Raw genomic sequence first — 22696 nt, 5'->3', positions numbered from 1 at the left:
GTCGGGACATGCGCGTACCGCTGATCACCACGGACTTCCTGGACCGGGCGTCGTTCGCGTTCTCGGCGACGACGGCGACCATCGACGAGCCCGACCAGCCGGCCAAGCCGGTCGAGACGACGACGTACGCGGAGATGGCGACCCGCGTGCGCGCGTGGCAGGCCGGGTTCGACGCACTGGGCATCGGCGAGGGCGAGCGGATCGCCGTCGTCAGCCACAACTCGGCGCGGCTGCTGGAACTGCTGCACGCGGTGCCCGGCAGCGGGCGGATCTGCGTGCCGGTGAACTTCCGCCTGCGCCCGGACGAGGTGAAGTACATCGTCGAGCACAGCGGCGCGTCGGCGTTGTTCGTCGACCCGGAGCTGGAACTGGACGACGTGGTGGCGCGGCACCGGTTCACGCTCGGCGAGGAGTCGGAGTCGCTGCTTCGGTTCGATGTGGAGCCACGGCCGTGGAGCGAGCCCTCGGAGGACGCGACCGCGACCATCAACTACACGTCCGGCACCACCGCGCGGCCCAAGGGCGTGCAGCTCACGCACCGCAACATCTGGCTGAACGCGGTCACGTTCGCCATGCACACGCGTGCGTGGGAGGGCGACGTGTACATGCACGTGCTGCCGATGTTCCACTGCAACGGCTGGGGCATGCCGTTCGGGCTGGCCGGACTGGGCGTGCCGCAGGTGGTGCTGCGCAAGGTCGACGGCGCCGAGATCCTGCGCCGTGTGCGCGACCACGGCGTCACGCTGATGTGCGGCGCACCTGCCGTGTGGAACGCCGTGCTCGACGCCGCTCAGTCGTGGGACGGCGAGATCCCCGGCCGTGACCGCGTGCGGATCGTGTGCGCCGGCGCCCCGCCGCCCTCGCGCACGATCCAGCGCGTGACCGAGGAGCTCGGCTGGGAGTTCCTGCAGATCTACGGCCTGACCGAGACGGCACCGCTGCTCACCTTCAACCGCGCCCAGCCGGGCCCGACCGGTGAGGAGAAGGCGCGCAAGCAGTCGCGGGCGGGTGCGCCGGCGCTGGGCGCGCGGCTGCGGATCTCCGACACCGGCGAGGTGCTCGCGCGGTCGAACGTCGTGATGGAGGGCTACTGGGACAACCCCTCCGCGACCGCCGACGCCATCGAGGACGGCTGGTTCCACACCGGCGACGGCGGCCACTTCGACCACGAGGGCTACCTGACCATCTCGGACCGCAAGAAGGACGTGATCATCACCGGAGGCGAGAACGTCTCGTCGATCGAGGTGGAGGACTGCCTGTTCTCGCACCCGGCCGTCGCCGAGGTCGCCGTGATCGGCGTGCCGGACGAGAAGTGGGGCGAGACGATCAAGGCACTGGTCGTGCGCTCGGCGGACGTCACCGAGGCCGAGCTGATCAAGCACTGCAAGGAGCGGCTCGCCGGGTACAAGGCGCCGACGTCGGTGGAGTTCCGCGACTCGATCCCGCGCACCGCGACCGGCAAGATCCAGAAGTTCAAGCTCCGCGAACCGTACTGGGCGGGCCGGGGCCGCGGCGTGAACTAGGGCCTGCCCGGCGCACGCGGGGACCTTTCGTACTGCATGTCAGTACGGGAGGTCCCCGCGTGCGGTTGCGCCACTCCGGCGACACGCCGGACTCCGATCGTCCCAAAAGGACCACAGCGCGTGTTCCACTGTGACACGTGTGGTTGACGGTGCGTTAGTTCCGGATGCGCCGAATGAGTCTGATTGGTCTAATGCGGTCGGAGGTGATGTCCGGTGTTGACACGACTCTCCGCCGTGTTCGTAGCGCTCACGGTCATCCTGACCGGGACGGCCAACGCCGTGCCGCCGCCTCCGCCGAACCCGAGTGACGCGGAGATCTCGGCGTCGCGGGCGGAGGCCGACGCGAAGGCCGCCCGCGTGGGCGAGCTGACCGGGCGGCTGACCCAGGCCGAGTCACGCCTGCAGGAGCTGCAGGACGACGTCTCCTACAAGCGCGAGCTCGCCAACAAGGCCCGCGTCGACCTGGAGACCGCGATCTCCGAGGCCGAGGCCGCCCGTCGTGAGGCGTCCGCCGCGCGCGTGCAGGCCGATGCCGCTGCCAAGGCCGTGGAGGAGAGCCGGCGGGCGCTGGACGAGTTCGCGGCGGCGTCCTACGCGCAGGGCAGCACGGTCGGTTCGTTCTCGGCGTACTTCGGCGCCAAGTCGCCGGAGGACCTGCTGGCGCGTGCCCAGCTGCTGGAGGCGGTGTCGTCGGCCGGGCTGAACCAGCTGGAGCAGGTGACCCGCGACCAGGGCACCGCCGCGAACCTCGACGCGGCCGCCCGCGCCGCCGTGCGCAAGGCCGACGCGAAGCAGGCCGCCGCCGACGAGGCGAAGAAGATCGCGGACCGGGCGCAGCAGGTGGCGGTCGAGGCGCACACCGCCCAGGCCGCCGCGACCGCGGAGCTGCAGGCCGGCAAGGACGCCGTCGAACGCGAGCTGGTGGCGGCGCGCGGTCAGGTCAGCGGCCTGGAGGCGCAGCGCCGGCAGTACGACCAGTGGGTCGAGGCGAAGAAGCGCGAGGACGAGGAGAACGCCCGTCGTGCGGCCGCGGCCGCCGCGGCAGCCGCCGCTGCCGCGCAGCCGGCTCCGGCTCCGCAGCGCCCGATCGCCGCTGCCCCCGCACCGTCCGGCAGTCGCGTGCAGACGGTGATCAACCGGGCGTTGGCTCAGCGCGGTGTCATCTACGCGTGGGGCGGTGGCGACTACGACGGTCCCACTTATGGCGTGCGCGACGGTGGTGTGGCCGACGAGTACGGCGACTACCGCAAGATCGGGTTCGACTGCTCGGGGCTGATGATGTACGCGTTCGCCGGCGCGGGCGTGTACCTGCCGCACTACAGCGGCTATCAGTACAACTCCGGGCGCAAGGTGCCGCTGTCGCAGATGGCGCCGGGCGACATGATCTTCTGGGGTCCCGGCGGCGGCACGCACGTGGCGTTGTACATCGGCGGCGGGATGATGGTCGAAGCACCGCATTCCGGTGCTGTGGTGCGGATTTCGCCCGTGCGGTACGGCGGGATCATGCCGTACGTGACGCGCGTGCTGTGATGAAGGTCAGGGCTTGAGGGCACGCGCCCAGAGCTGGCCGATGACGTCGTGGCCGAAGCTGTGCCGCGGCGTCTTCTCGACCAGTTCGAAGCCGTGCGCCTCGTAGATCTTCCTGGCGGACGTCAGCCCGTCGACCGTCCACAGCACCATGCGCTGGTATCCGGCGTTCTTGGCGAACTCGATGCACTTTTCGACGAGCTTGGCGCCCGTGCCGTGGCCACGCGCGTCGGGGTGCACGAGCAGCACGCGCAGCTTCGCGGTCGTGTCGTTTTCGCGCACGCAGAACACGCATCCGACGCGTCGGCCGTCGAGCTCGGCGATCCACGCGGCTTCCTTCGTGTCGTCGTGGTCCGCCGCGTAGTCGCCGACGATCTTCGCGACCATCGCCTCGAACGACGTGTCCCAGCCGTGCTCGGCGGCGTAGAGCTCGCCGTGCGCCTGGACCACCCAGCCCAGGTCGCCGGGCCGGTCGAGCGGGCGGATCAGCATGGTCGCCTCCACTGACACGACTGTTTCAGTAATGCGAGAATAGTGGTCATGCCGTCCGCGCGGGAGACCGAACTGCTCGAAGCCGCCTACCGGTACGTGCTCACCCACGGCCTGGCGGACGTGTCGCTGCGGCCGCTGGCGGCGGCCATCGGGTCGAGCACGCGCGTGCTGCTCTACCTGTTCGGCAGCAAGGAAGGCCTGGTCAGGGCGTTGCTGGCGCGAGCGCGAGCCGACGAGCTGGCGCTGCTCGCCGACATCGGCACCGGGCCAGGAGTGATCGCGCGGCTGTGGGAGTGGCTGTCCACGCCGGCGCACCGGCCGTTGCTGACGTTGTGGCTGGAGGCTTACGCGCGCTCTCTCGTGGAACCGGACGGGCCGTGGTCGGGCTTCGCGCGCGCGACCGTCGAGGACTGGCTGGAGGTTCTCCGTGTTTCGCAACCCGCGGACCTGCGGGACACGCCTGCCGGGCTGGTCGAGCGCACGCGGGAGCTCGCGTTGCTACGGGGCGCGTTGCTGGACCTGCTGGCGACAGGGGACGAGCAGCGGGTCAGCGCGGCACTGGCGTGAGGCCGAGCGCGGCGAGGAACCGCTCGGAGGGCGGGGCCGTGCCCGGTGTCCAGTAGTGCTGCGCAGGGTGGCGCCGAGGTACGTGACGAGCACCGACCAGCTCGGGCGCGCGATGGTCGCGCTGGCCAAGGGTGCGCGCCCGGCGGTGCGGGTGCTGCGCAGCGACGAGATCAACCGGCTGGCCTGAAGGCGTCCTCGGTCGTGACCACGCCCGCGGTGCGGCCCGGCGCCGTGTGGTTGCCCCAGTAGAGGTTGGTGTGCGCGATGACCTCGTCCGGCGTGGGCGCGCCCCACTCGGACAGGTCCTCGGTGGTGTGCGCGTCGCTCACCAGCAGGGCGTCGTAGCCGCGGGCGATGGCGCCGTGCAGGGTCGAGCGGATGCACTCGTCGGTCTGCGCGCCGGACACCACGAGGCGGCCGATTCCCTTGCCCGCCAGCACTTCCTCGAGGTCGGTCGCCTCGAACGAGTCGGCGTAGGTCTTGTGCACCACGGGTTCGCCGTCGGCGACCTTCAGCTCGGGCACGAACTGCCAGCCGTCGGAGCCGACGGGCAGGTGCTCGGGGTTGCTGTGCTGCACCCACACGACGTCGACGCCGGCCGCGCGGGCTTTGTCGACGAGAGTGGCCACGTTGGCGACGACCTCGTCGCGGTTGTGGGAGTGGTTCACCACGCCGTTCTGCACGTCGATCACGAGGAGCGCGGTGTTGGGGCGGTTCGCCAGAGTCGTCACGAGGGTCACACTATGCCTCGGGTCTGACAGTTTTCAGCGGGAACGCAGGCGGCGCAGCATGCGGGCGTCCTCGAAGCCGACGTTGCGCGCTGCCGCCTCGACCGTGGCGCCCTGTCCGATGAGGTGCTCGGCCCGTTCGACGCGCAACGCCTGTTGGTACTTCAACGGCGTCATGCCCGTCGCCCTGCCGAACAACCGCGTCACGGTCCGTTCGCTGCACCCCGCGAGCGTGGCGAGGTCCGTGAGCGAGAGGCGGTCGGCGAGGCGTGACTCGATGACGTCCTGAATGCGGTGCACGGTCTCGTTGACGTGCGAGCGGTGCCGCAGCAGCACGCTCGCCTGCTGGTCGTCGCCGTTCCTGCGCGCGTAGACGACCATCGTGCGTGCGATGGCTGCTGCCGTGGCAGGGCCGTGCCGCGTCGCGACCAGGTTCAGCGCCAGGTCGATGCCGCTCGCGATACCCGCGGACGTCACGACCCGGTCGTCTTCCACGAACAGGACGTCGCGGATCACCCGTGCGCTCGGGTAGCGCCGTTCGAGCTCGTCCTGCAGTTCGTGGTGCGTGGTGCAACGGCGGCCGTCGAGCAGGCCGGCGCGTCCCAGCGCGTCTGCGCCGGCGCACACGCTTGCGACCGTGCCTCCGTTGGCGTGGTGTGCGCGCAACCAGGCCAACGCGCGCGTGCTCAACGGTCCGGTGCCGGCGATCTTCGGTGACCGCCATCCCGGCACGAACACGAGGTCGTGCACGTCGAGAGAGGGCAGTTCGGTCGTCGCGCCCAGCGGCACGCCCTGATGGCTGAGCACGGACTCGGCATCGCCCACGTAAGTGAGCTCGTAGCCGCCCACGAGGTCGGCCGCGCTGGAGAACACCTGCGCCGGCCCCGCGAGGTCGAGCAGGTGCACTCCCGGCACGAGCAGGAAGACGACTCTGGTCACGATCCGGTCAGCGTAGCGACATCGGAGATCCGCGCGAACCGGCCGGCCAGCACGTACTCGGTCCGCTCGATGATCTCCTCGACGCCGAGCACCTTCCCGGTCCGCCAGTGCGGCAGCGGCGTGGTGGCGGTCGCGTCCGTCACGAACGTCATGTCGAAGCCCAGGTCGGAGCCCACCCGCGTGGTCGTCTCGCAGCACTGCTCGGTCTTGATGCCGCTGATCAGCAGCTCCCGGACGCCGTGCACGGTGAGCTGCTGCTGCAGGTTCGTCGTGGTGAACGCGTTGTGCGACGTCTTGGTCAGGACGGGCTCGTCGTCGAGCGGCTTGAGCCCGTCGATGAGCCGCACGTGACCGAGCGCGGGGTCGAACACGCCACCGCTGCCGGGTTCGGAGTGCAGCACCCACACCACCAGGTCACCGGCGTCGCGCGACAGGTCGACCAGCTGGTTCACCTTGCCGACGACGTCCGGGTTCGAGACCTCGGCCCAGTCGGGGCGCTGGCGGAACGACTCCTGCACGTCGATGACGATCAATGCTCGCTTCATGACCTCGAGCCTCGCGGTCGCGGCTGCGCGCGGACAGGCACGGCCTGGACGTGGTGCGGACGGATCCGGTCACCGTGCGAAGATCACGACGTGGACTTACGCGTGCTTGCGGGCGACCCGGCGGACGAGAACCTCGGTGCCCAGGTGACGGTGTCGGTGGGCAGCGAGAGCCTCGACGGGGACGCCGTGCCGTTCGTGCGGGTCACGAAGGAGGAGGTCCGCAGAATCCTCGTGGGACACGCACGCACGGACGGCGAACGACTCGACGTCGCGATCCGGGCGGTGTGGAGCGAGAACGGCGGCTGGCACCGGGAGCACTGGCGCGGCGGCGACGTGTCGGAGCTGCTGCGGCACCCAGCCCACGCGATCCCCGGCGACGGCACGAGGTCCGAGGTGATCGCCAAGGCCGTCGCGGAGGGGTCGCGGAACACGGTCGCGGAGCTGCGGGGCTTGCGCTACGAGATGGAACGGCAGGTCGCGGACCTGCTGGCGCAGCGCAGGAACACCGCGCTGCGGCTGGTGATGGCCCAGCTCGTCGAGCTGTCGATCGCGTTCAGCCGCGCCCGCGACCAGGCCCGCGACACGCTCCGCGAGGTCAGGAACCCCGGCGTCGTGCGGCACTGCGAGGCGATGGACGCCGAGCTCGGCGAGGAGGTCACGCGGCTGCAGTCGTTGCTGAGCAGCGTGTCGACGTTCGCCGTGGCACAGGAAGGCGAGGCGCAGCAACGGTTCAACATGCTCGCCGCGGCCGCCGCGGCCGGACTCGGTCTGCCCGCGCTGATCCTCTCGCTCTACGGCGCGGACGCCTACCTGCCGTTCACGTGGGACAAGGCGTGGCGGGCGCTGGCACCGATCGCGGGCGCGCTGACGCTGGCGGCGGTGATCATCCTGCGGCGCATGCCCGGAAGCACGACCGTGAAGCACTACCTGGCGGCACTGGGCCTCATCACCGGGCTGATCGGCGTGCTGCTGGTCGCCGGCTTCCTGGCTCCCTAGAGCGGACGGCGACCCGCGAACCCGATGTCGGCGCGGTGGTACCAGGCGAGCGTCCGGTCACCCTCCAGCCAGCACAGCAGCACCGGCACGCCGTCCCGTTCGGACGGGAAGTCGACCAGCAGCGGGGCGAAGCCCTTCAGCTCGGCGCCGGTCCGCTGCACCGTCTCCAACAGCTCGTCCAACCGGGCCTGCGCCGCCTTGAACTCCGGCAGGCCGCCCAGGGACGAGGGGCCGGCGGCGAGCTCGGCGGCGTCGGCGCGCAGGCGGACGATCTCGTCCAGCACCGGCAGCAACCGCGTCAGCTCGGCCCGGGCTTCGGAGAGGGTGAACAGTCCCACGGCACCAAGGCTGGCACAGTGGACGTAATGACGTGGCGACTGGGTGACCTCACCGTGAACCGGATCGGCTTCGGCGCGATGCGCCTGCCGCAGCGGGGTGCCGCGTTCGATCCGAACGCGACACCCCGCGACCGCGCGCAGGCGATCCGGGTGCTGCGGGACGCCGTCGAGCTCGGCGTCAACCACATCGACACGGCCGCCTTCTACTTCTCGCGGACCCGGTCGGCCAACGAGCTGATCAACAGCGCGCTGCGGCCGTACCCCGACGACCTGGTGATCGCCACCAAGGTCGGCCCGAGCCGCACACCGCAGGGGGAGTGGCTGCCGCTCGCCACCCCCGAGCAGCTCCGGGGCCAGGTCGAGGAGAACCTCCGGCAGCTCGGCAGAGATCACCTCGACGTGGTGAACCTGCGGGTCAGCGGCCTCGACGACGTCAGCGCGCACTTCGCGCAGCTCGCGCGGCTGCGGCAGGAGGGCCTGATCCGGCACCTCGGGCTGTCGAACGTGAAGCCGCACCACCTCGACCAGGCGCAGCGGATCGCCCCGGTGGTGTGCGTGCAGAACTCCTACGGGCTCGGCCACCACCCCGAGCAGGACGACTTCGTCGGCCTCTGCGGTGAGCGCGGCGTCGCGTTCGTGCCGTTCTTCGCGCTGGCCGGGGCGAACGAGGAGGCCGGGACGTCGGCCGAGGACGACGAGGTGACCGAGATCGCGGCGGCGCACCGGGCCACGCCGGCCCAGGTCAGGCTCGCGTGGACGCTCGCGCGAGGACCGCACGTGCTGGTCATCCCTGGCACCGGCGATCCGGCGCACCTGCGGCAGAACGTCGCGGCGGGCGAGGTGCGGCTCAGTCCAGAGGAGCTCACCCGCCTCGACGCCCTGCACCTCAACGGGGTCTGATCGGCTGTGTCTGATTGACTGGGGCGATGACGTACGCGGCGATCATCCTCACCGGCGGCAGGGGTGAACGGCTCGGTGGCGTCGACAAGGCCGCACTGTCCTATCGGGACGCCACGCTGCTCGACCACGTTCTGTCCGTTGTGGACGATGCGAGCGAGATCGTCGTTGTCGGGCCGGAAAAAGACGTCCCGAACGTCGTCTGGGCGCGCGAGGAACCGCCCGGCGGCGGACCGCTCGCCGGACTGGCCGCCGGGCTCGCGAAGATCACCGAGGACTGGGTGGCGGTGCTCGCCGTCGATCAACCCGGCCTCACGAAGGACACCATCGCGAGGCTGCGGGAGCCGGGACGCAACGCCGTGCTCACCGACGGCCGCGTGCAGTGGCTGATCGGCGTCTGGAAGACGGCTGACCTGCGCGAAGCCCTCCCCGGAGATCCGCGCGACCTGCCGTTGCGCAAGACTCTGAGCCGGCTCGACCCGGTGGAGGTGTCCGCTTTGCCCGGTGAGGCGCGCGACGTCGACACGCCCGGTGACCTGGACACCCTTCACAGCGGTTGAACAGGCGAAGAGCAAGACTGGTCCACTATCGGTAAAACCCTGTTCTGCATGGAGGCCCGCACGTGACCGAGCCCGCCGCCGAGGCAACGCCGAACGCATCGGCGCCCGTCACCCCGGCTCGTGACGCCCAGCTGCTCGAACGCACCGTGTTCGAGGTGAAGCGGGTGATCGTCGGCCAGGACCGGCTCGTCGAGCGGATGCTCGTGGGTCTGCTGGCCAAGGGCCACCTGCTGCTCGAAGGTGTGCCGGGTGTCGCGAAGACGCTCGCCGTCGAGACGTTCGCCCGCGTGGTCGGCGGCTCGTTCAGCCGCGTGCAGTTCACGCCCGACCTGGTGCCCGCCGACATCCTCGGCACCCGCATCTACCGCCAGTCCAGCGAGGCGTTCGACGTCGAGCTGGGCCCGGTCGTCGCGAACTTCGTGCTCGCCGACGAGATCAACCGCGCGCCCGCCAAGGTGCAGTCGGCGATGCTGGAGGTCATGGCCGAGCGGCACGTCTCGATCGGTGGCCGGACGTTCCCGATGCCCAACCCGTTCCTGGTGCTGGCGACGCAGAACCCGATCGAGAACGAGGGCGTGTACCCGCTGCCCGAGGCGCAGCGCGACCGGTTCCTGTTCAAGATCCAGGTCGAGTACCCGACCGCCGAGGAAGAGCGCGAGATCGTCTACCGCATGGGCGTCGAGGCGCCCACGCCGAACCAGGTCCTCTCGCCGGAGGAGCTGGTGCGGCTGCAGGGCGTGGCGTCGCGCGTCTTCGTGCACCACGCGCTGGTCGACTACGTGGTGCGCCTGGTCATCGCGACCCGCGCGCCCGCGGAGCACGGCCTCACCGACGTCGCCGGCTGGGTCGCCTACGGTGCGTCGCCGCGTGCGTCGCTCGGCATCATCGCCGCCGCACGCGGCCTGGCGCTGGTCCGCGGCCGCGACTACGTGCTGCCGCAGGACGTCGTGGACGTCGTTCCGGACGTGCTGCGCCACCGCCTCGTGCTCTCGTACGACGCGCTGGCCGACGGTGTGCCGATCGACCACATCATCACGCGCGTGCTGCAGATCGTGCCGTTGCCGCAGGTGTCGGCCCGTCCGCAGCAGCCGGTTCCGGCTGGTAGGCAGTGAGCCCCAAAGACGCTGCAGCGAAAGCCGTCGAGCGCCCCTCGTGGGCGCCGCCCGTCCTGCGCGGCGTGCGGATGGAAGCCGCGCTGCGCATGCTGGAGCTCGACGTCCGGCGCCGCCTCGACGGCCTGCTGCAGGGCAACCACCTCGGCCTCGTGCCGGGACCGGGCACCGAACCGGGCGAGGCGCGCACCTACCAGCCCGGTGACGACGTGCGCCGGATGGACTGGGCGGTCACCGCGCGCACGACGGTCCCGCACATCCGCGAGACGGTCGCCGACCGCGAGCTGGAGACGTGGCTCGCGATCGACCTGTCGCCGTCGCTCGACTTCGGCACGGCGGCCTGCGAGAAGCGCGACCTGGCCATCGCCGCGACGGCCGCGGTCGCGCACCTGACGCGCGGTGGCGGCAACCGGATCGGCGCGGCGGTGTCGACGGGCGCGGAGAACGCCCGCATCCCGGCGCGCGGCGGTCTGGCGCACGCGCGGGGCATGATCCGCAAGATCGCCGAGATGCCGCGCGCGGCCGAGGGCACGCGGGGTGACCTGGCGGCGTTGCTGGAGCAGCTGCGCAGGCCACCGCGGCGGCGCGGCCTGATCGTGGTGATCTCGGACTTCCTCGGCGGCATGGAGTGGCAGCGCCCGCTGCGCGCGTTGTCCGCGCGGCACGACATCGTCGCGGTCGAGATCGTCGACCCGCGTGACGTCGACCTGCCCGAGGTCGGCACCGTCGTGCTGGCCGACCCGGAGACGGGGCGGCAGCGCGAGGTGACGGCGTCGGCGTTGCTGCGCAAGGAGTTCAACGCGGCGGCCGCCGAGCACCGGGCCGAGGTCGCCGCCGGTCTGCGCCGGGCGGGGGCCGGGCACCTGGTGCTGCGCACCGACTCCGACTGGATCGCGGACACCGTTCGTTTCGTGGTGGCGCGCAAGCGCCGCTGGTCTGGGGGTGTCGCGTGAGCTTCTCGAACTTCGTCGCCCCGTGGTGGTTCCTGCTGCTGGTGGCGGTCGCGCTGCTGGCCGCCGCGTACGTGCTCGTGCAACGGATGCGGCGCAAGCGGGTGCTGCGGTTCACGAACCTGGAGCTGCTGGAGAAGGTCGCGCCCAAACGGGAGCGCTGGTCGCGGCACGTGCCGGCGGCGTTCCTGCTGGCGGCACTGGCGTTGCTGACCGTGGCGCTGGCCGGGCCGACCTCCGAGCAACGGGTGCCGCGCAACCGGGCGACCGTGATGCTCGTGATCGACGTGTCGCTGTCGATGAAGGCGACCGACGTGAAGCCGTCCCGGCTGGAGGCCGCGCAGGTCGCCGCCAAGTCGTTCGTGGAGGGCCTGACGCCCGGCATCAACCTCGGGCTGATCACGTTCGCGGGGTCGGCCACCGTCCTGGTGGCGCCGACGACGGACCGGGCGGCCGTCTCGCAGTCGATCGACGGGCTGAAACTGGCCCAGTCGACGGCGACCGGTGACGCGATCATGGCGGCGATGGCGTCGATCGACTCGTTCGGCAAGGTGGTCGGAGGGGCCGAGGGGCCGCCGCCCGCCCGCATCGTGCTGATGTCGGACGGCAAGGAGACCGTCGGCACCAGAAAGGCCTTCGACGCGGCGGACGACGCCAAGAAGGCCGGGATCCCGATCTCCACGATCTCGTTCGGCACCGAGGACGGCGTGGTCGACATCGAGGGACGGCAGCAGGCCGTGCCGGTCGACGACGACTCGATGAAGGAGATCGCCAAGCTCTCCGGTGGCGAGTTCTTCAAGGCCGCCACGGCGGAGGAGCTGCGCCGGGTGTACGACACGCTCGGCGAGCAGATCGGCTACGAGAAGAAGCAGGCGGACGCGTCGAAACCGTGGTTGATGCTCGGCACGCTCACGGCGATGTTCGCGGCCGCGGCGGCCCTGCTGCTGGGGCAGAGACTTCCCTAGGGCCTGCCGTAGGTCAGCAGCACGACTCCGTTGTCGAACGCCCTGGTGCCCCTGAGCGCCAGGGCGTTCGGCCTTTTGAAGAACGGTGTGCCCGCGCCGAGCGCGACCGGGTTGACGTAGAGCCTGATCTCGTCCACCAGGTCGTGGGCGAAGAACGTCTCCAGCAGGGTGGCGCCGCCGACCATGCTGTCACCGGGGAGGTCGCGGATCTCGTCCGCGTCGACCTCGGTGCGGGTCTCGCTGTTCCACTCGGTGAACGTCCGCGTGCGCGAGTAGATGATCTTGCGCACGTTCCGCCAGATCGGGCCGAACTCGCGCATCTTCTGCGTGAAGTCGGGCTGCTCCTCGGCGTGCGGCCACGCCTGAAGCATCAGCTCGTGCGTGCGCCTGCCGTCGAGGAGCGCGCTCATCGTCGCCAGGTCGGCGTTGATGTAGTCGTGCATCTCCTCGCTCATGTGGTGCCAGCTGATGTCGTGGCCGGGTCCCTCGAAGAACCCGTCCAGCGAGATCGACGCCATCGTGATGATCATCCGTGGAGCCTCCGGTATTCCGCTGCCGCACCTGGATGCAACGGCACTTTGCCCGTGTCGATGAGGCTGCGCACGTCGAGGTACTGCGTGCCGAGCGCCTGCTCCGGCACGAGCTGGGCGGCCTTGGCGACCAGGAGCCGCACGACGGCGCTCGCGTACTCGTCGCTCAGGTCCGGCCGGCACACCAGCAGGTTCGGGGTGCCGATCGTGGGCACCTCGACGGACGAGCCGTACACGCCCATGCGCACGTCCACGCGTTCGTAGACCTTGCCGTAGTCCTGGCGCAGCCTCGGCAGGAAGCCGTCGAGCGGGAGCAGCCGGATACCGCTCGCCCTGCCCAGCTCCGGGGTCGGGACGCCACCGGACCACAGCAGCGCCGCGATGTCGCCCGCCTTGAGGGCGTCGATGGCGTTGCGCAACGGGTAGTGCTGCTCCCGCACGCCCAGCGCCAGCCGTTCGCCCTGCAGCGCGGCGCCGGAACCGGCCGCGCCCACCGACACCGGCCTGCCGACCAGGTCGGCCGGGGTGCGGTACGGGGAGGCGTCGAGGACCACGAGCTGCAGGTAGTTCTCGTAGACGCGGCCGAGGGAGACGATGCCGGGTTCCAGGTGGGCGCTGTCGCTCAGCGTCAGGCCCAGGTCGGCGGTGCCCTCGCGGAGGAGCTTGAGGTTGTCGGCGCTGCCGCCGGTCTCCAGCGGGGTGATGGTCAGCGGGCTCGGGGCCAGGCGGGAGAGGAGAGCGGCGAAGTCGTTGTAGAAGCCCCCCGGCTCGCCGCCGGCGATGCGGATCGTGCCGCTCGGCCCGGTCGTGCCGCACGCGGTCAGCAAGAGGGTTCCCAGCAGGAACGTCCGGCGCTTCACAGCAGCGGCTCCTTCGGCAGCTCCACCGCGACCACCAGGCCGCCGTCCGTGTGCAGGCTCAGCGTGCCGTCGTGGGCCGTCACGATCCGTTCCGCGATGGCCAGGCCGAGCCCGGTGCCGCGCTGCGAGCCGTCCCCGCGCCAGAACCGTTCCGTGGCACGGGCGATGTCCTCTTCGGACAGTCCGGGTCCGTTGTCCCGCACGGTCAGCGTGGCGCGGTCGCACACGACCGTCACCCGGGTGCCGCCGTACTTGATGGCGTTGTCGAGCAACACGTCCAGCACCTGCGCCAGGTCCGACACCGCGCACCGCACGAGTCCGGGCGCGCGGTCCTCGACGGTGATCGTGACGCCCGTGGCCTGGGCCGCCGCGCGCCACGCGTCGACCCGGTCGTGCGCCACGACCTGCAGGTCGGCCAGCTCGGGTTCGACGCCGCCCGCCGCGCGTTCGGTGGCGGTGCTCTCCGCCGACGCCAGCGCGAGCAGCCCGTCCAGCAACGACTCCAGGCGCTCGACCTCGGTGAGCAGTGAGCTGTTGGACGGCAGCATGTCCACCCGCAGCCGCAGGGCCGCCATGGGGTTGCGCAGTTGGTGCGAGGCGTCCGCGATCAGTCGTCGTTGCTGGTCGGCGGCCTCGGCGACGGCGTCGGACATGCGGTTGAACGACTCGGACAACGCGCGCAGCTCGGCCGGTCCGGCGGTGTCCGCGACGTGGGTGCGGCGCTGGCCCTCGGCGACGGCCCGGACGCCTCGGTCGAGCTCCTTGAGCGGCCGCAGCAGCCAGCGTGCGACGACCAGGGCCAGCAGCACGCACGCGCAGGCCGCCAGCAGGGCTCCTGCCAGCACGAACGCCCAGCGGCGCGCCACGTCCAGCGCCGCCACGCGGGTCGACGCCCGCAGCACCACCGCGCCCGCGACCTTCGTGCCGGTGCCGACCGGGCGGGCGAACAGGACGTCGCCGCCGTTCCAGGGCAGGACGGTCGGCACGGGCGCGGCCGGCTGGTTGCGCAGGGCGGCGTCGATCTGGGCGGAGACGTCGGCGACCTTCATGCCCGCCTCGACGACGGGCTCGCGCGCCGCGGTGACGACCACGACCTCCTCGCCGTAGATCTCGTTGTACCGCACCGCCTCGGACACCACGGCGTCGGCGGGCAGGGTGGCGAAGCGGTCGAGGTCGGCGGTGCGGCTGATCACGAACTGCTGGGTGCGTTCGGAGGCGGTGCTCATCAGCAGCGGCAGGGCGAACGCGGTGACCGCCGACAGGGAGAACAGCAGCAGCACCAACAGAAGCCGTTGCCGCATCTACTCACCGAGCCGGTAGCCGAAACCGCGGATCGTGTGCAGCAGGCCCGGCCGGTCGAGCTTGGCGCGCAACTGCGTCAGGTGGACGTCCAACGTCCGTGAGACCGCCACGAAGGCGTTGCCCCACACCTCGTCCATCAGCTGCTGACGGCTCACCGCGGTGCCAGGACGGCGGGCCAGTACCGCCAGCACGTCGAACTCCTTGGTGGTCAACGAGATCTGCCGCCCGCCGACCAGGACCTGGCGGCTCTGCAGGTCGATCTCCACATCGGACACCCGCACGACGTCGCCGGGTTCCTGCGCACGGGCGGCACTGCGCCGCGCCACCGCGTCGATGCGGGCCAGCAGCTCGGCCAGCCGCACCGGCTTGACGAGGTAGTCGTCGGCACCCAGGCGCAGCCCGCGCACCACCGTGCGCTCGTCGCCCCGCGCGGTCAGCACGAGCACCGGCACCGGGTCGATCCTGCGGAGCTTGCGCAGCACCTCCAGGCCGTCCTGGTCGGGCAGGCCGAGGTCGAGCAGCACCACGTCGGCGTCGCGGTGGGCGATCAGCGCGTCGGCACCCCTGCGCACGCGCACGGGCCGGTGGCCGTTCGCCCGCAGCGCCTCCACCAGGGCGTCGGCGACACCGTCGTCGTCTTCGACCAACAGCACCCGCATGGGAGAAGTATCGCCCCATGAGGTTGTTTCCGGTGCGCGACGACGCGCCTAAGTGAATGTAAAGAAGCCTCGGCCCAGGTTGTGACGGGGCTGACACGCCCGAGATGGTGTCCGGCATGACAGTCGTTCAGGAGAAGAGCAACGAGCGCCGTGTGGTGGCGAACGTGCTGCGCGGGTCGGTGGGCAACCTCATCGAGTGGTATGACTGGTACGCCTACACCGCGTTCAGCATCTACTTCGCGGCGGCGTTCTTCCCCAAGGGCGACCAGACCGCGCAGCTGCTGAACACCGCCGCCGTGTTCGCGGTGGGCTTCCTCATGCGGCCGCTGGGCGGCTGGTTGCTCGGCCGCTACGCCGACCGGCACGGCCGTCGCGCCGCGCTGACGTTGTCCGTCACGCTCATGGCCCTGGGTTCGCTGATCATCGCGTTGACCCCGTCGTACGCGACGATCGGGGTGGCGGCGCCGATCCTGCTCGTGCTGGCGCGCTTGCTGCAGGGCCTGTCGGTCGGCGGTGAGTACGCGACCTCGGCGACCTACCTGTCCGAAGTGGCCTCTCCCGCCCGGCGCGGTTTCTACTCCAGCTTCCAGTACGTGACGCTGACGGCCGGACAGCTCGTGGCGCTGGGCGTGCAGATCGTCCTGCAGCAGTTCCTGTCCAAGCCCGAGATGTCGGCGTGGGGCTGGCGGATCGCGTTCGTGATCGGCGCGACCGGCGCGATCATCGTGATGTGGCTGCGCCGCGGCATGGACGAGTCGGAGAACTTCGAGCAGCAGAAGGCGAACACCGACAAGGGCACGTTCAAGGCGTTGTTGCGGCATCCCAAGGAGTGCCTGCTCGTCGTCGGACTGACGCTGGGCGGCACGGTCGCGTTCTACACGTACACGACCTACCTGCAGAAGTTCATGGTGAACACGAGCAAGATCGACGCCGCCACGGTCAGCTGGATCAACTTCGCCGCGCTGCTGGTGTTCGTGGTGCTGCAGCCCGTCGCGGGCGCGCTGTCGGACCGGATCGGCCGTCGCCCGCTGCTGCTCGGGTTCGGCGTGCTGGGCACGCTGGCGACCGTGCCGCTGCTGTCGACGCTGGCGCACACGTCAGAGGCGTTCCCGGCGTTCCTGCTCATGCTCGGCGGCCTGGTGATCGTCACCGGCTACACGTCGATCAACGCGATCGTGAAGGCCGAGCTGTTCCCGACGAACATCCGCGCGCTGGGCGTCGGCCTGCCGTACGCGCTGACGGTGGCCATCTTCGGCGGCACCGCGGAGTACGTGGCGTTGTGGTTCAAGCAGGCCGGGATGGAGAAGGTCTTCTTCTACTACGTCGCCGGGTGCGTGCTGATCTCGCTGCTGGTCTACGGGTTCATGCGCGAGACCTCGAAGGACTCCGTGCTCGACCGCGACTAGCAGGCCATGCGGAGGGCGGTCATGCGGCGACCGCCCTCCGCCTTCCGCTCCACGCGCCTTGCCAGAGGTCTTGTCCGTAAGCCGCCTGCTGGGCACTTACGTGGATGAAGGGCTCCTTCATCCACGCCACGGGGTGGTACGAGCCCATCATACACCACACCACAACCCGAGGTTCGAACAAGAATTAATGGGAAAATAGTAGCAGCGTTCCTCGGTCATGCCGTCGTACCGGCTCGACCCGACGAACACGTGGCCGAACGCACGGGTGCAGTACTGCAGGGTGTTCGCGCCGCGCGACCACACCTCCTGCTGGCCCCGCGCACCGCTGCCGGTGTCGATCTCACCGTCGCTGTCGCGGGTGATGATCGCCACGCTGGCGTCGAAACCGGGGTGCTTGGCCTTCCACGAGTCCCAGACGTAGATGTAACCCCAGTTCTTGTTGCAGCCCTTGAACTGCTTGACCGAGGCCACGGTGTCGCTGCCCGACTTGAGGTACTTCGTCGCGCCGATCTGCGTGACGCTGCTGCACCTCGGGTTCGTCTCGGCGTGCGCCGCGCCCGTGAACGTCAGGGCGATCGTGGCCGCGGTCAGCACGACCGCGCTCAGCTTCCTCATGTCAGCAACGCTCCTCGGTCTGGGCACCTTCGTAGTAAGACTCCGAAACCATGTCGGCCCATCCCCTGGTGCACTTGTCCAGCGTGTCCGTGCCGCGCGACCACACCTCCTGCTGGCCGCGCGCGCCTGACCGGTCGCCGCTCGGGAACTCGGCGCCGCGCACCTGGACCGCGGCAGTGGGGATGTAGTCGCGGTGGTTGGCGCGCCAGGAGTCCCAGACGTAGATGTAGCCCCAGTTCTTCCCGCAGCCCTTGAACTGCTTGACCGAGGCGATGGTCGCGCTGCCGTGTTTGACGTACGCCGTGGCGCCGATCTGGGTGACGCTGGAGCACGACGGGTTCGTCTCGGCCTGCGCCTGGCCCGTGAAGCTCAGCGCTACCGCCGCAGCCGCCAGCACGGCGGCACCAATCTTCCTCATGTCAGCAGCGCTCCTCTGTCTCGACGCCGTAGTCGTAGGACGACGACACGATGGCGCCGTAACCCTTGGTGCACTTGTCCAGCGTGGGCGTGCCGTACGACCACAGCTCCTGCTTGTTCTCGACGCTGTTGTAGCCGATCGGGAACTCGCCACCGCGGACCTGGACACCGGCGTAGATCCGGTACGTGCGGTGGTTGGCACGCCACGAGTCCCACACGTAGACGTAGCCCCAGTTCTTGTCGCAACCCTTGAACTGCTTGACCGAGGCGATGATCGTGCTACCGCTCTTGAGGTACGCCGTGGCGCCGATCTGGGTGACGCTCGAACACGACGGGTTCGTCTCGGCCTGCGCCTGGCCCGTGAAGGTCAGCGCCAGCGCCGCAGCCGCCAGCACGACCGAACCGATCTTCTTCTGCATGCGCACGAGACTGAACGGGACCGGTTAGTCAGCGGTTAATCACACCCAGCCGGGTCGCGAGCACGGTGGCCAGGTGGACCGGCCGCCGGTCGGTGGTGTGGCGGATCTGCGTTCGGCAGCTGAACCCGTCGGCGATGACCAGCGCGTCCTCGTCGGCGCGCAGGGCGGGCAGCAGGTCCTGTTCGGCGCACGCGATCGACACGTCGTAGTGGCCCTGCTCGAACCCGAAGTTGCCGGCCAGGCCGCAGCAGCCCTCGACGACCTTCGGCGCGATGCCCGCCCTGGTCATCGCCTCGAGGTCGGCGTCGAAGCCGAGTTCCGCGTACTGGTGGCAGTGCGTCTGCACCACGGCGTCCCGTGTGCCCTCCACTGCGGGCAGCTTGGGCGCGACGTGCGAGGCGAAGGTCTGCGTGACGTCGGCGAGCGCGCGCACCGCCGGGTCGTCGGACAGCTTCGGCGCCTCGGTCTTCAGGAACGCCGTGCAGCTCGGCTCCAGCCCGATCACCGGCACGCCCTCGCCGGTCCGCGGAAGCAGTGCGCGGGCTGTGCGCTCGACGACCCGGCGGGCCTTGGCGAGCTGCCCGGTCGAGTGCCACGTCAGTCCACAGCAGACGTTCACGGACGGGACCTCGACGCGGTTTCCCAGGTGTGCCAGCACGTTCGCGGCGTCGAGGCCGATGCCCGGCTCGAAGAAGTTCGTGAACGTGTCGGGGAACAGCAGCACCGGATCACCCTCGCCGAGCGGGTGCAGCTGCCGGACCAGGGGAGTGGCCGGGACGGGCAACGAGCGCTCGGGCGTGATGCCCGCGAACCGGGCGAACTTCGCCGTGAACCTGTTGACCAGCCCGTACTTCAACCACGTCGGCAGCCAGCCCATCGCGTAGTGCGAACGCGGCCGCAACCGTCCTTTGTAGTGCTCGTGCAGGAACTCCGCCTTGTAGCTCGCCATGTCGACGTCGACCGGGCAGTCGCGCTTGCACCCCTTGCAGCCCAGGCACAGGTCGAGCGCCTCGGCGACCTCCGGCGACCGCCAGCCGTCCGTGATCACGTCACCGGAGAGCATCTCGAACAGCAGGTGCGCCCGTCCGCGCGTCGAGTGCTTCTCCTCGCGGGTGACCCGGTAGCTCGGGCACATCACGCCGCCCCTGGTGTTCAGGCACTTGCCCACGCCCACGCACCGCCGGGTGTCGGCCGCGAACTCCGCCCGCGTCGGAATCCGGGGTGGCGCAACGAGAATCCGCAGGTCGTCGTCGAGCTTCAGCGGCTCGACGATCCGGCCGGGGTTGAGCAGGTTGCCGGGGTCGAAGGCGTGCTTGAACCGCCGGAACGCCTCCAGCGCCGCGGGCGGGTACATCCGGCCGAGCAGCTCGGAGCGGGCCTGGCCGTCGCCGTGCTCGCCGGACAGCGAGCCGCCGTGGCTCACCACCAGGTCGGCGGCGTCCTGCAGGAACTCCCGGTAGCCGTGCGCGAGGTCGAAGTCGATGCGGACGTGCAGGCAGCCCTCGCCGTAGTGGCCGTAGGTGATGCCGCGCCGGCCGTGCCGCGCGAGCAGCTGGTCGAACTCGCGCAGGTAGGTGCCGAGCCGTTCGGGTGGCACCGCCGCGTCCTCCCAGCCCGACCACGCCTCACCGCCGTCGGGCATCCGGGTGGCGAGCCCGGCGCCGTCCTCGCGGATCCGCCACAGCGCCCGCTGGTGCGCGGGGTCGTGGATGACCATCGAGTTCCTGGTGATCTTGGCGACGCGTTCCGGGTGGTCCTCGACCTCGACGAACAGCCAGCTGCGGCCTTCCGGCAGGTCCGGGCGCACCCGCACGCTGCGGACCAGCGCCTCGTCGACGCCCTCGACCGCCAGCGCGTCCTCGATCTCGGTGACGTGGTCGGCGGCGGCGTAGGTGTCGGCGAACCCCAGCACGACCAGGACGCGGCGTTCCGGGCGGCGCACGAGCTTCAGTTCGGCGCCCAGCACCACGACGCAGGTGCCCTCGGTGCCGACGAGCTGCTGGGTCAGCGTCGGGGCGTCCAGGGCGTACCCGCTGACCCGGCGGCCCAGCTGCGGAAACCACGCCGGGTCGTACGCCGGGAGGTCGAACGCGGGCGGGTTCGTGGTGTCGAACGTGCGGCCGTCGGCGGTCAGCACGTGCAGGTTCGCGACGTTCTCGCTGGTCTTGCCCCACTTCACCGAGTGCGCGCCGCACGCGTTGTTGCCGATCATCCCGCCGATGGTGCAGCGCGAGTGTGTGGACGGGTCCGGCCCGAAGATGTGGTCGCCGGCCAGGGAGTTCACCCGGTCGAGCACCGCGCCCGGCTGGACGAACGCCCGGTCGCCGGAGATCTCGATCGCGGTCAGGTACCGGCTGAAGTCGATCACCAGACCGGTGCCGCACGCGTTGCCCGCGATGGACGTCCCGGCGCCGCGGCTGGTGACCGGCACGCGGTGCTCGGCGGCCAGCGCCACAGCGGCCCCTACCGCACCGGGGGTGCGCGGGCGGATGATCACCCGTGGCACGTGCCGGTAGTTCGACGCGTCCGCCGAGTACAGGGCCCGGCTCGCCGGGTCGTCGAGCACGTCGCCGTCCACGTGGCGGCGGAGTTGATCGAGAAAGGCCCGCATCACCCGATCATGCCCGGCTGGATGTGACATGGCCCCGCCGATGCCGGTCTACCTGCGAGTAGCCGATAGCCTCACCCGGTCAACCAGCAGCGATTCTCAGGAGAGCTAGTGAGTCGGTCCGTTCTGGTCACCGGAGGCAACCGCGGCATCGGCCTCGCCATCGCGCAGGCGTTCGCCGCGCAGGGCGACAAGGTCGCGGTGACCCACCGCGGGTCCGGCGCTCCCGAAGGCCTGCTCGGCGTGAAGTGCGACGTGACGAACCCGGAGGAGGTCGACGCCGCCTTCACCGAGGTCGAGGCCGCGCACGGCCCCGTCGAGGTCTTGGTCTGCAACGCGGGCATCACCCAGGACACGCTGCTGCTGCGCATGAGCGAGGAGCAGTTCACCCAGGTCGTCGACGCGAACCTGACCGGCGCGTTCCGGTTCGCCCAGCGCGCCTCCCGCGGCATGCTGCGCAAGAAGTTCGGTCGCATCGTCTTCATCTCGTCCGTCGTGGGCCTCACCGGTGGCGCCGGCCAGGTCAACTACGCCGCGTCCAAGGCGGGCATGGTCGGCATGGCGCGCTCGATCGCGCTGGAGCTCGGTTCGCGCAACATCACCGCGAACGTCGTCGCGCCCGGTTTCATCACCACGGACATGACCGCCGAACTGCCCGAGGCCGTCCGCGAGGCCGCGCTGAAGCAGATCCCGGCCGGCCGTTACGGCGCCGCCGAGGAGATCTCACGCGCCGTCACGTTCCTCGCGGCCGACGAGGCGGGCTACATCAACGGTGCCGTGCTGCCGGTCGACGGCGGCCTCGGCATGGGCCACTGACGGTTTTGTTCTTCTCGGGAAAGGGTTGGATCAAGTGACCGGACTGCTCGAAGGCAAGCGACTGCTGATCACCGGTGTGATCACCGACGCGTCGATCGCCTTCCACGTCGCACGCGTCGCCCAGGAGCAGGGCGCCGAGGTCGTGCTGACCGGGTTCGGCCGGATGAGCCTCGTGCAGCGCATCGCCCAGCGCCTGCCCAAGCCCGCGCCCGTGGTCGAGCTCGACGTGCAGAACCAGGAGCACCTGGACACGCTGGCCGATCGCGTCCGCGAGCACGTCGACGGCCTCGACGGTGTCGTGCACGCCATCGGGTTCGCCCCGCAGAGCTGCCTCGGCGCGCCGTTCATGGACGCGCCGTGGGAGGACGTCTCGGTCGCGATGCACGTGTCGGCGTACTCGTACAAGGCTCTCGTGGCCGCTGTGCGCCCGTTGCTGTCGCACGGCTCGTCGGTCGTCGGTCTCGACTTCGACGCCCGTCAGGCGTGGCCGGCCTACAACTGGATGGGCGCGGCGAAGGCCGCGTTCGAGTCGATCAACCGCTACATGGCGCGCGACCTCGGCCCGGACGGCATCCGCGTGAACCTGATCTCGGCCGGTCCGGTGCGGACCATGGCCGCGAAGTCCATCCCCGGCTTCTCCGAGCTGGAGAAGATGTGGGGCGAGAAGGCTCCGCTGTCGTGGGACGTCGACGACCCGACGCCGGTCGCGAAGTCGGTGTGCGGCCTGCTCTCCGACTGGTTCCCGGCCACCACCGGCTCGATGGTGTTCGTGGACGGCGGCGTCCACTTCCTCGGCCTCTGACCCCGCCTGCCTGACAGTACGCGGGGAGCTTTCGTACTCCAGAAACGTACGAAAGGCCCCCGCGTTCCTTTCGGCGGCGGGCGGGGGCGGGCTTGTCGTGTGGGGTGCTGGGGCGTCTGATTG

26 protein-coding genes are annotated in these 22696 nt (G+C 70.5%); 13 read left to right on the top strand and 13 right to left on the bottom strand.

Features of this window, described 5'->3' with window-relative positions:
• The first annotated feature begins 8 nt into the window (after positions 1-8).
• Both ABZV40_RS12225 and ABZV40_RS12220 read left to right on the top strand, forming a co-directional pair.
• Positions 9-1523, top strand: coding sequence for an AMP-binding protein (locus ABZV40_RS12225; protein WP_355438967.1), 1515 nt, complete (start codon positions 9-11; stop codon positions 1521-1523).
• A gap of 213 nt (positions 1524-1736) precedes the next feature.
• Entirely contained in the window at positions 1737-3053 is a 1317-nt protein-coding gene (locus tag ABZV40_RS12220) for an NlpC/P60 family protein (protein WP_355438965.1), read from the top strand.
• A 6-nt stretch (positions 3054-3059) separates the two neighbouring features.
• On the opposite strand, the gene ABZV40_RS12215 is transcribed toward ABZV40_RS12220, so the two are convergent.
• The gene (locus ABZV40_RS12215) at positions 3060-3542 is read right to left on the bottom strand and encodes a GNAT family N-acetyltransferase (RefSeq protein WP_355438963.1); all 483 of its coding nucleotides are present in this window, start codon (positions 3540-3542) and stop codon (positions 3060-3062) included.
• Between the two features lie 48 nt (positions 3543-3590).
• Between ABZV40_RS12215 and ABZV40_RS12210 the strand changes: the two genes are divergently transcribed.
• Together ABZV40_RS12210 and ABZV40_RS12205 are read left to right on the top strand one after the other, a co-directional pair.
• A complete protein-coding gene (locus ABZV40_RS12210) occupies positions 3591-4109 on the top strand; it encodes a TetR/AcrR family transcriptional regulator (RefSeq protein WP_355438961.1) in 519 nt (172 codons plus the stop codon).
• Positions 4110-4164: 55 nt separating this feature from the next.
• Complete coding sequence (locus tag ABZV40_RS12205; RefSeq protein WP_355438959.1) at positions 4165-4296, top strand: hypothetical protein; 132 nt, start codon at positions 4165-4167, stop codon at positions 4294-4296.
• Here ABZV40_RS12205 and ABZV40_RS12200 read toward each other — a convergent pair.
• Genes ABZV40_RS12200 through ABZV40_RS12190 form a run of 3 tightly spaced genes read right to left on the bottom strand, consistent with a single transcriptional unit; the run spans position 4280 to position 6321 of the window.
• A complete protein-coding gene (locus ABZV40_RS12200) occupies positions 4280-4840 on the bottom strand; it encodes a cysteine hydrolase family protein (RefSeq protein WP_355438957.1) in 561 nt (186 codons plus the stop codon). The two genes, ABZV40_RS12205 and ABZV40_RS12200, sit on opposite strands and share 17 nt — an antisense overlap.
• Positions 4841-4873: 33 nt before the next feature.
• On the bottom strand, positions 4874-5776 hold the full coding sequence (locus ABZV40_RS12195; protein ID WP_355438955.1) for a DJ-1/PfpI family protein: 903 nt from the start codon (positions 5774-5776) through the stop codon (positions 4874-4876).
• Positions 5773-6321: an isochorismatase family protein gene (locus ABZV40_RS12190; RefSeq protein ID WP_355438953.1), complete on the bottom strand. Its 549-nt coding sequence runs from the start codon at positions 6319-6321 to the stop codon at positions 5773-5775. Before ABZV40_RS12190 ends, ABZV40_RS12195 begins: the two co-directional genes overlap by 4 nt.
• Before the next feature lie 90 nt (positions 6322-6411).
• On the opposite strand from ABZV40_RS12190, the gene ABZV40_RS12185 reads away from it, so the two are divergent.
• The gene (locus ABZV40_RS12185; protein WP_355438951.1) at positions 6412-7317 is read left to right on the top strand and encodes a hypothetical protein; all 906 of its coding nucleotides are present in this window, start codon (positions 6412-6414) and stop codon (positions 7315-7317) included.
• Here ABZV40_RS12185 and ABZV40_RS12180 read toward each other — a convergent pair.
• The gene (locus tag ABZV40_RS12180) at positions 7314-7655 is read right to left on the bottom strand and encodes a DUF2203 domain-containing protein (protein WP_355438949.1); all 342 of its coding nucleotides are present in this window, start codon (positions 7653-7655) and stop codon (positions 7314-7316) included. The genes ABZV40_RS12185 and ABZV40_RS12180 overlap by 4 nt on opposite strands.
• 27 nt (positions 7656-7682) lie before the next feature.
• Here ABZV40_RS12180 and ABZV40_RS12175 point away from each other — a divergent pair, with 27 nt between their 5' ends.
• The 5 genes from ABZV40_RS12175 (at position 7683) to ABZV40_RS12155 (ending at position 12139) form a co-directional block, all read left to right on the top strand.
• Positions 7683-8555: an oxidoreductase gene (locus ABZV40_RS12175; RefSeq protein ID WP_355438947.1), complete on the top strand. Its 873-nt coding sequence runs from the start codon at positions 7683-7685 to the stop codon at positions 8553-8555.
• Between the two features lie 26 nt (positions 8556-8581).
• Positions 8582-9112 (top strand): molybdenum cofactor guanylyltransferase, encoded by a 531-nt coding sequence (locus ABZV40_RS12170; RefSeq protein WP_355438945.1) that lies wholly within the window; start codon positions 8582-8584, stop codon positions 9110-9112.
• A 62-nt stretch (positions 9113-9174) separates the two neighbouring features.
• Positions 9175-10224 carry a MoxR family ATPase gene (locus tag ABZV40_RS12165; RefSeq protein ID WP_089912206.1) on the top strand — a complete coding sequence of 350 codons (1050 nt, stop codon included), beginning with the start codon at positions 9175-9177 and terminating at the stop codon, positions 10222-10224.
• Between the two features lie 71 nt (positions 10225-10295).
• A complete protein-coding gene (locus tag ABZV40_RS12160) occupies positions 10296-11177 on the top strand; it encodes a DUF58 domain-containing protein (RefSeq protein WP_355439187.1) in 882 nt (293 codons plus the stop codon).
• Positions 11174-12139 (top strand): VWA domain-containing protein, encoded by a 966-nt coding sequence (locus ABZV40_RS12155; RefSeq protein ID WP_355438942.1) that lies wholly within the window; start codon positions 11174-11176, stop codon positions 12137-12139. The genes ABZV40_RS12160 and ABZV40_RS12155 overlap by 4 nt, the downstream gene beginning before the upstream one ends.
• On the opposite strand, the gene ABZV40_RS12150 is transcribed toward ABZV40_RS12155, so the two are convergent.
• The 4 genes from ABZV40_RS12150 to ABZV40_RS12135 are packed head-to-tail and all read right to left on the bottom strand — an operon-like array spanning position 12136 to position 15490.
• Positions 12136-12669: a dihydrofolate reductase family protein gene (locus ABZV40_RS12150; protein ID WP_355438940.1), complete on the bottom strand. Its 534-nt coding sequence runs from the start codon at positions 12667-12669 to the stop codon at positions 12136-12138. The genes ABZV40_RS12155 and ABZV40_RS12150 overlap by 4 nt on opposite strands.
• Positions 12666-13529 (bottom strand): TAXI family TRAP transporter solute-binding subunit, encoded by an 864-nt coding sequence (locus ABZV40_RS12145; protein ID WP_355438938.1) that lies wholly within the window; start codon positions 13527-13529, stop codon positions 12666-12668. The genes ABZV40_RS12150 and ABZV40_RS12145 overlap by 4 nt, the downstream gene beginning before the upstream one ends.
• Positions 13526-14830 carry a HAMP domain-containing sensor histidine kinase gene (locus ABZV40_RS12140; RefSeq protein WP_355438936.1) on the bottom strand — a complete coding sequence of 435 codons (1305 nt, stop codon included), beginning with the start codon at positions 14828-14830 and terminating at the stop codon, positions 13526-13528. The genes ABZV40_RS12145 and ABZV40_RS12140 overlap by 4 nt, the downstream gene beginning before the upstream one ends.
• The gene (locus ABZV40_RS12135; RefSeq protein WP_355438934.1) at positions 14831-15490 is read right to left on the bottom strand and encodes a response regulator transcription factor; all 660 of its coding nucleotides are present in this window, start codon (positions 15488-15490) and stop codon (positions 14831-14833) included.
• Between the two features lie 116 nt (positions 15491-15606).
• On the opposite strand from ABZV40_RS12135, the gene ABZV40_RS12130 reads away from it, so the two are divergent.
• Entirely contained in the window at positions 15607-16896 is a 1290-nt protein-coding gene (locus ABZV40_RS12130) for an MFS transporter (protein WP_355438932.1), read from the top strand.
• A gap of 147 nt (positions 16897-17043) precedes the next feature.
• Here the strand turns inward: ABZV40_RS12130 and ABZV40_RS12125 are convergent, their stop codons facing one another.
• The 4 genes from ABZV40_RS12125 to ABZV40_RS12110 are packed head-to-tail and all read right to left on the bottom strand — an operon-like array spanning position 17044 to position 20958.
• Entirely contained in the window at positions 17044-17511 is a 468-nt protein-coding gene (locus ABZV40_RS12125) for a hypothetical protein (protein WP_355438930.1), read from the bottom strand.
• A gap of 1 nt (position 17512) precedes the next feature.
• Positions 17513-17929 (bottom strand): hypothetical protein, encoded by a 417-nt coding sequence (locus ABZV40_RS12120; RefSeq protein ID WP_355438928.1) that lies wholly within the window; start codon positions 17927-17929, stop codon positions 17513-17515.
• 1 nt (position 17930) lies between these two features.
• Positions 17931-18347, bottom strand: coding sequence for a hypothetical protein (locus ABZV40_RS12115; RefSeq protein ID WP_355438926.1), 417 nt, complete (start codon positions 18345-18347; stop codon positions 17931-17933).
• Positions 18348-18375: 28 nt separating this feature from the next.
• Complete coding sequence (locus tag ABZV40_RS12110) at positions 18376-20958, bottom strand: FAD-binding and (Fe-S)-binding domain-containing protein (RefSeq protein ID WP_355438924.1); 2583 nt, start codon at positions 20956-20958, stop codon at positions 18376-18378.
• Between the two features lie 108 nt (positions 20959-21066).
• On the opposite strand from ABZV40_RS12110, the gene ABZV40_RS12105 reads away from it, so the two are divergent.
• Positions 21067-21771 (top strand): beta-ketoacyl-ACP reductase, encoded by a 705-nt coding sequence (locus ABZV40_RS12105; RefSeq protein WP_355438922.1) that lies wholly within the window; start codon positions 21067-21069, stop codon positions 21769-21771.
• A 34-nt stretch (positions 21772-21805) separates the two neighbouring features.
• Positions 21806-22573 (top strand): enoyl-ACP reductase FabI, encoded by a 768-nt coding sequence (gene fabI, locus ABZV40_RS12100; RefSeq protein ID WP_355438920.1) that lies wholly within the window; start codon positions 21806-21808, stop codon positions 22571-22573.
• Positions 22574-22696 lie beyond the last annotated feature (123 nt).

It is taken from the genome of Lentzea sp. NPDC004782, assembly GCF_040609115.1.
Classification (GTDB): Bacteria; Actinomycetota; Actinomycetes; order Mycobacteriales; family Pseudonocardiaceae; genus Lentzea.
Note: the sequence above shows the minus strand (reverse complement) of the source record. Positions and strands in the feature narration are given on the sequence as shown.

What these genes read in the sequence shown, in the direction of transcription:
- ABZV40_RS12150 (WP_355438940.1), bottom strand. Translation starts at nt 12,669, where the DNA reads ATGATCATCACGATGGCGTCGATCTCGCTGGACGGGTTCTTCGAGGGA.
- ABZV40_RS12225 (WP_355438967.1), top strand. Translation starts at nt 9, where the DNA reads ATGCGCGTACCGCTGATCACCACGGACTTCCTGGACCGGGCGTCGTTC.
- ABZV40_RS12140 (WP_355438936.1), bottom strand. Translation starts at nt 14,830, where the DNA reads ATGCGGCAACGGCTTCTGTTGGTGCTGCTGCTGTTCTCCCTGTCGGCG.
- ABZV40_RS12210 (WP_355438961.1), top strand. Translation starts at nt 3,591, where the DNA reads ATGCCGTCCGCGCGGGAGACCGAACTGCTCGAAGCCGCCTACCGGTAC.
- ABZV40_RS12130 (WP_355438932.1), top strand. Translation starts at nt 15,607, where the DNA reads ATGACAGTCGTTCAGGAGAAGAGCAACGAGCGCCGTGTGGTGGCGAAC.
- ABZV40_RS12160 (WP_355439187.1), top strand. Translation starts at nt 10,296, where the DNA reads ATGGAAGCCGCGCTGCGCATGCTGGAGCTCGACGTCCGGCGCCGCCTC.
- ABZV40_RS12215 (WP_355438963.1), bottom strand. Translation starts at nt 3,542, where the DNA reads ATGCTGATCCGCCCGCTCGACCGGCCCGGCGACCTGGGCTGGGTGGTC.
- ABZV40_RS12115 (WP_355438926.1), bottom strand. Translation starts at nt 18,347, where the DNA reads ATGCAGAAGAAGATCGGTTCGGTCGTGCTGGCGGCTGCGGCGCTGGCG.
- ABZV40_RS12170 (WP_355438945.1), top strand. Translation starts at nt 8,582, where the DNA reads ATGACGTACGCGGCGATCATCCTCACCGGCGGCAGGGGTGAACGGCTC.
- ABZV40_RS12110 (WP_355438924.1), bottom strand. Translation starts at nt 20,958, where the DNA reads ATGCGGGCCTTTCTCGATCAACTCCGCCGCCACGTGGACGGCGACGTG.
- ABZV40_RS12135 (WP_355438934.1), bottom strand. Translation starts at nt 15,490, where the DNA reads ATGCGGGTGCTGTTGGTCGAAGACGACGACGGTGTCGCCGACGCCCTG.
- ABZV40_RS12175 (WP_355438947.1), top strand. Translation starts at nt 7,683, where the DNA reads ATGACGTGGCGACTGGGTGACCTCACCGTGAACCGGATCGGCTTCGGC.
- ABZV40_RS12125 (WP_355438930.1), bottom strand. Translation starts at nt 17,511, where the DNA reads ATGAGGAAGCTGAGCGCGGTCGTGCTGACCGCGGCCACGATCGCCCTG.
- ABZV40_RS12120 (WP_355438928.1), bottom strand. Translation starts at nt 17,929, where the DNA reads ATGAGGAAGATTGGTGCCGCCGTGCTGGCGGCTGCGGCGGTAGCGCTG.
- ABZV40_RS12190 (WP_355438953.1), bottom strand. Translation starts at nt 6,321, where the DNA reads ATGAAGCGAGCATTGATCGTCATCGACGTGCAGGAGTCGTTCCGCCAG.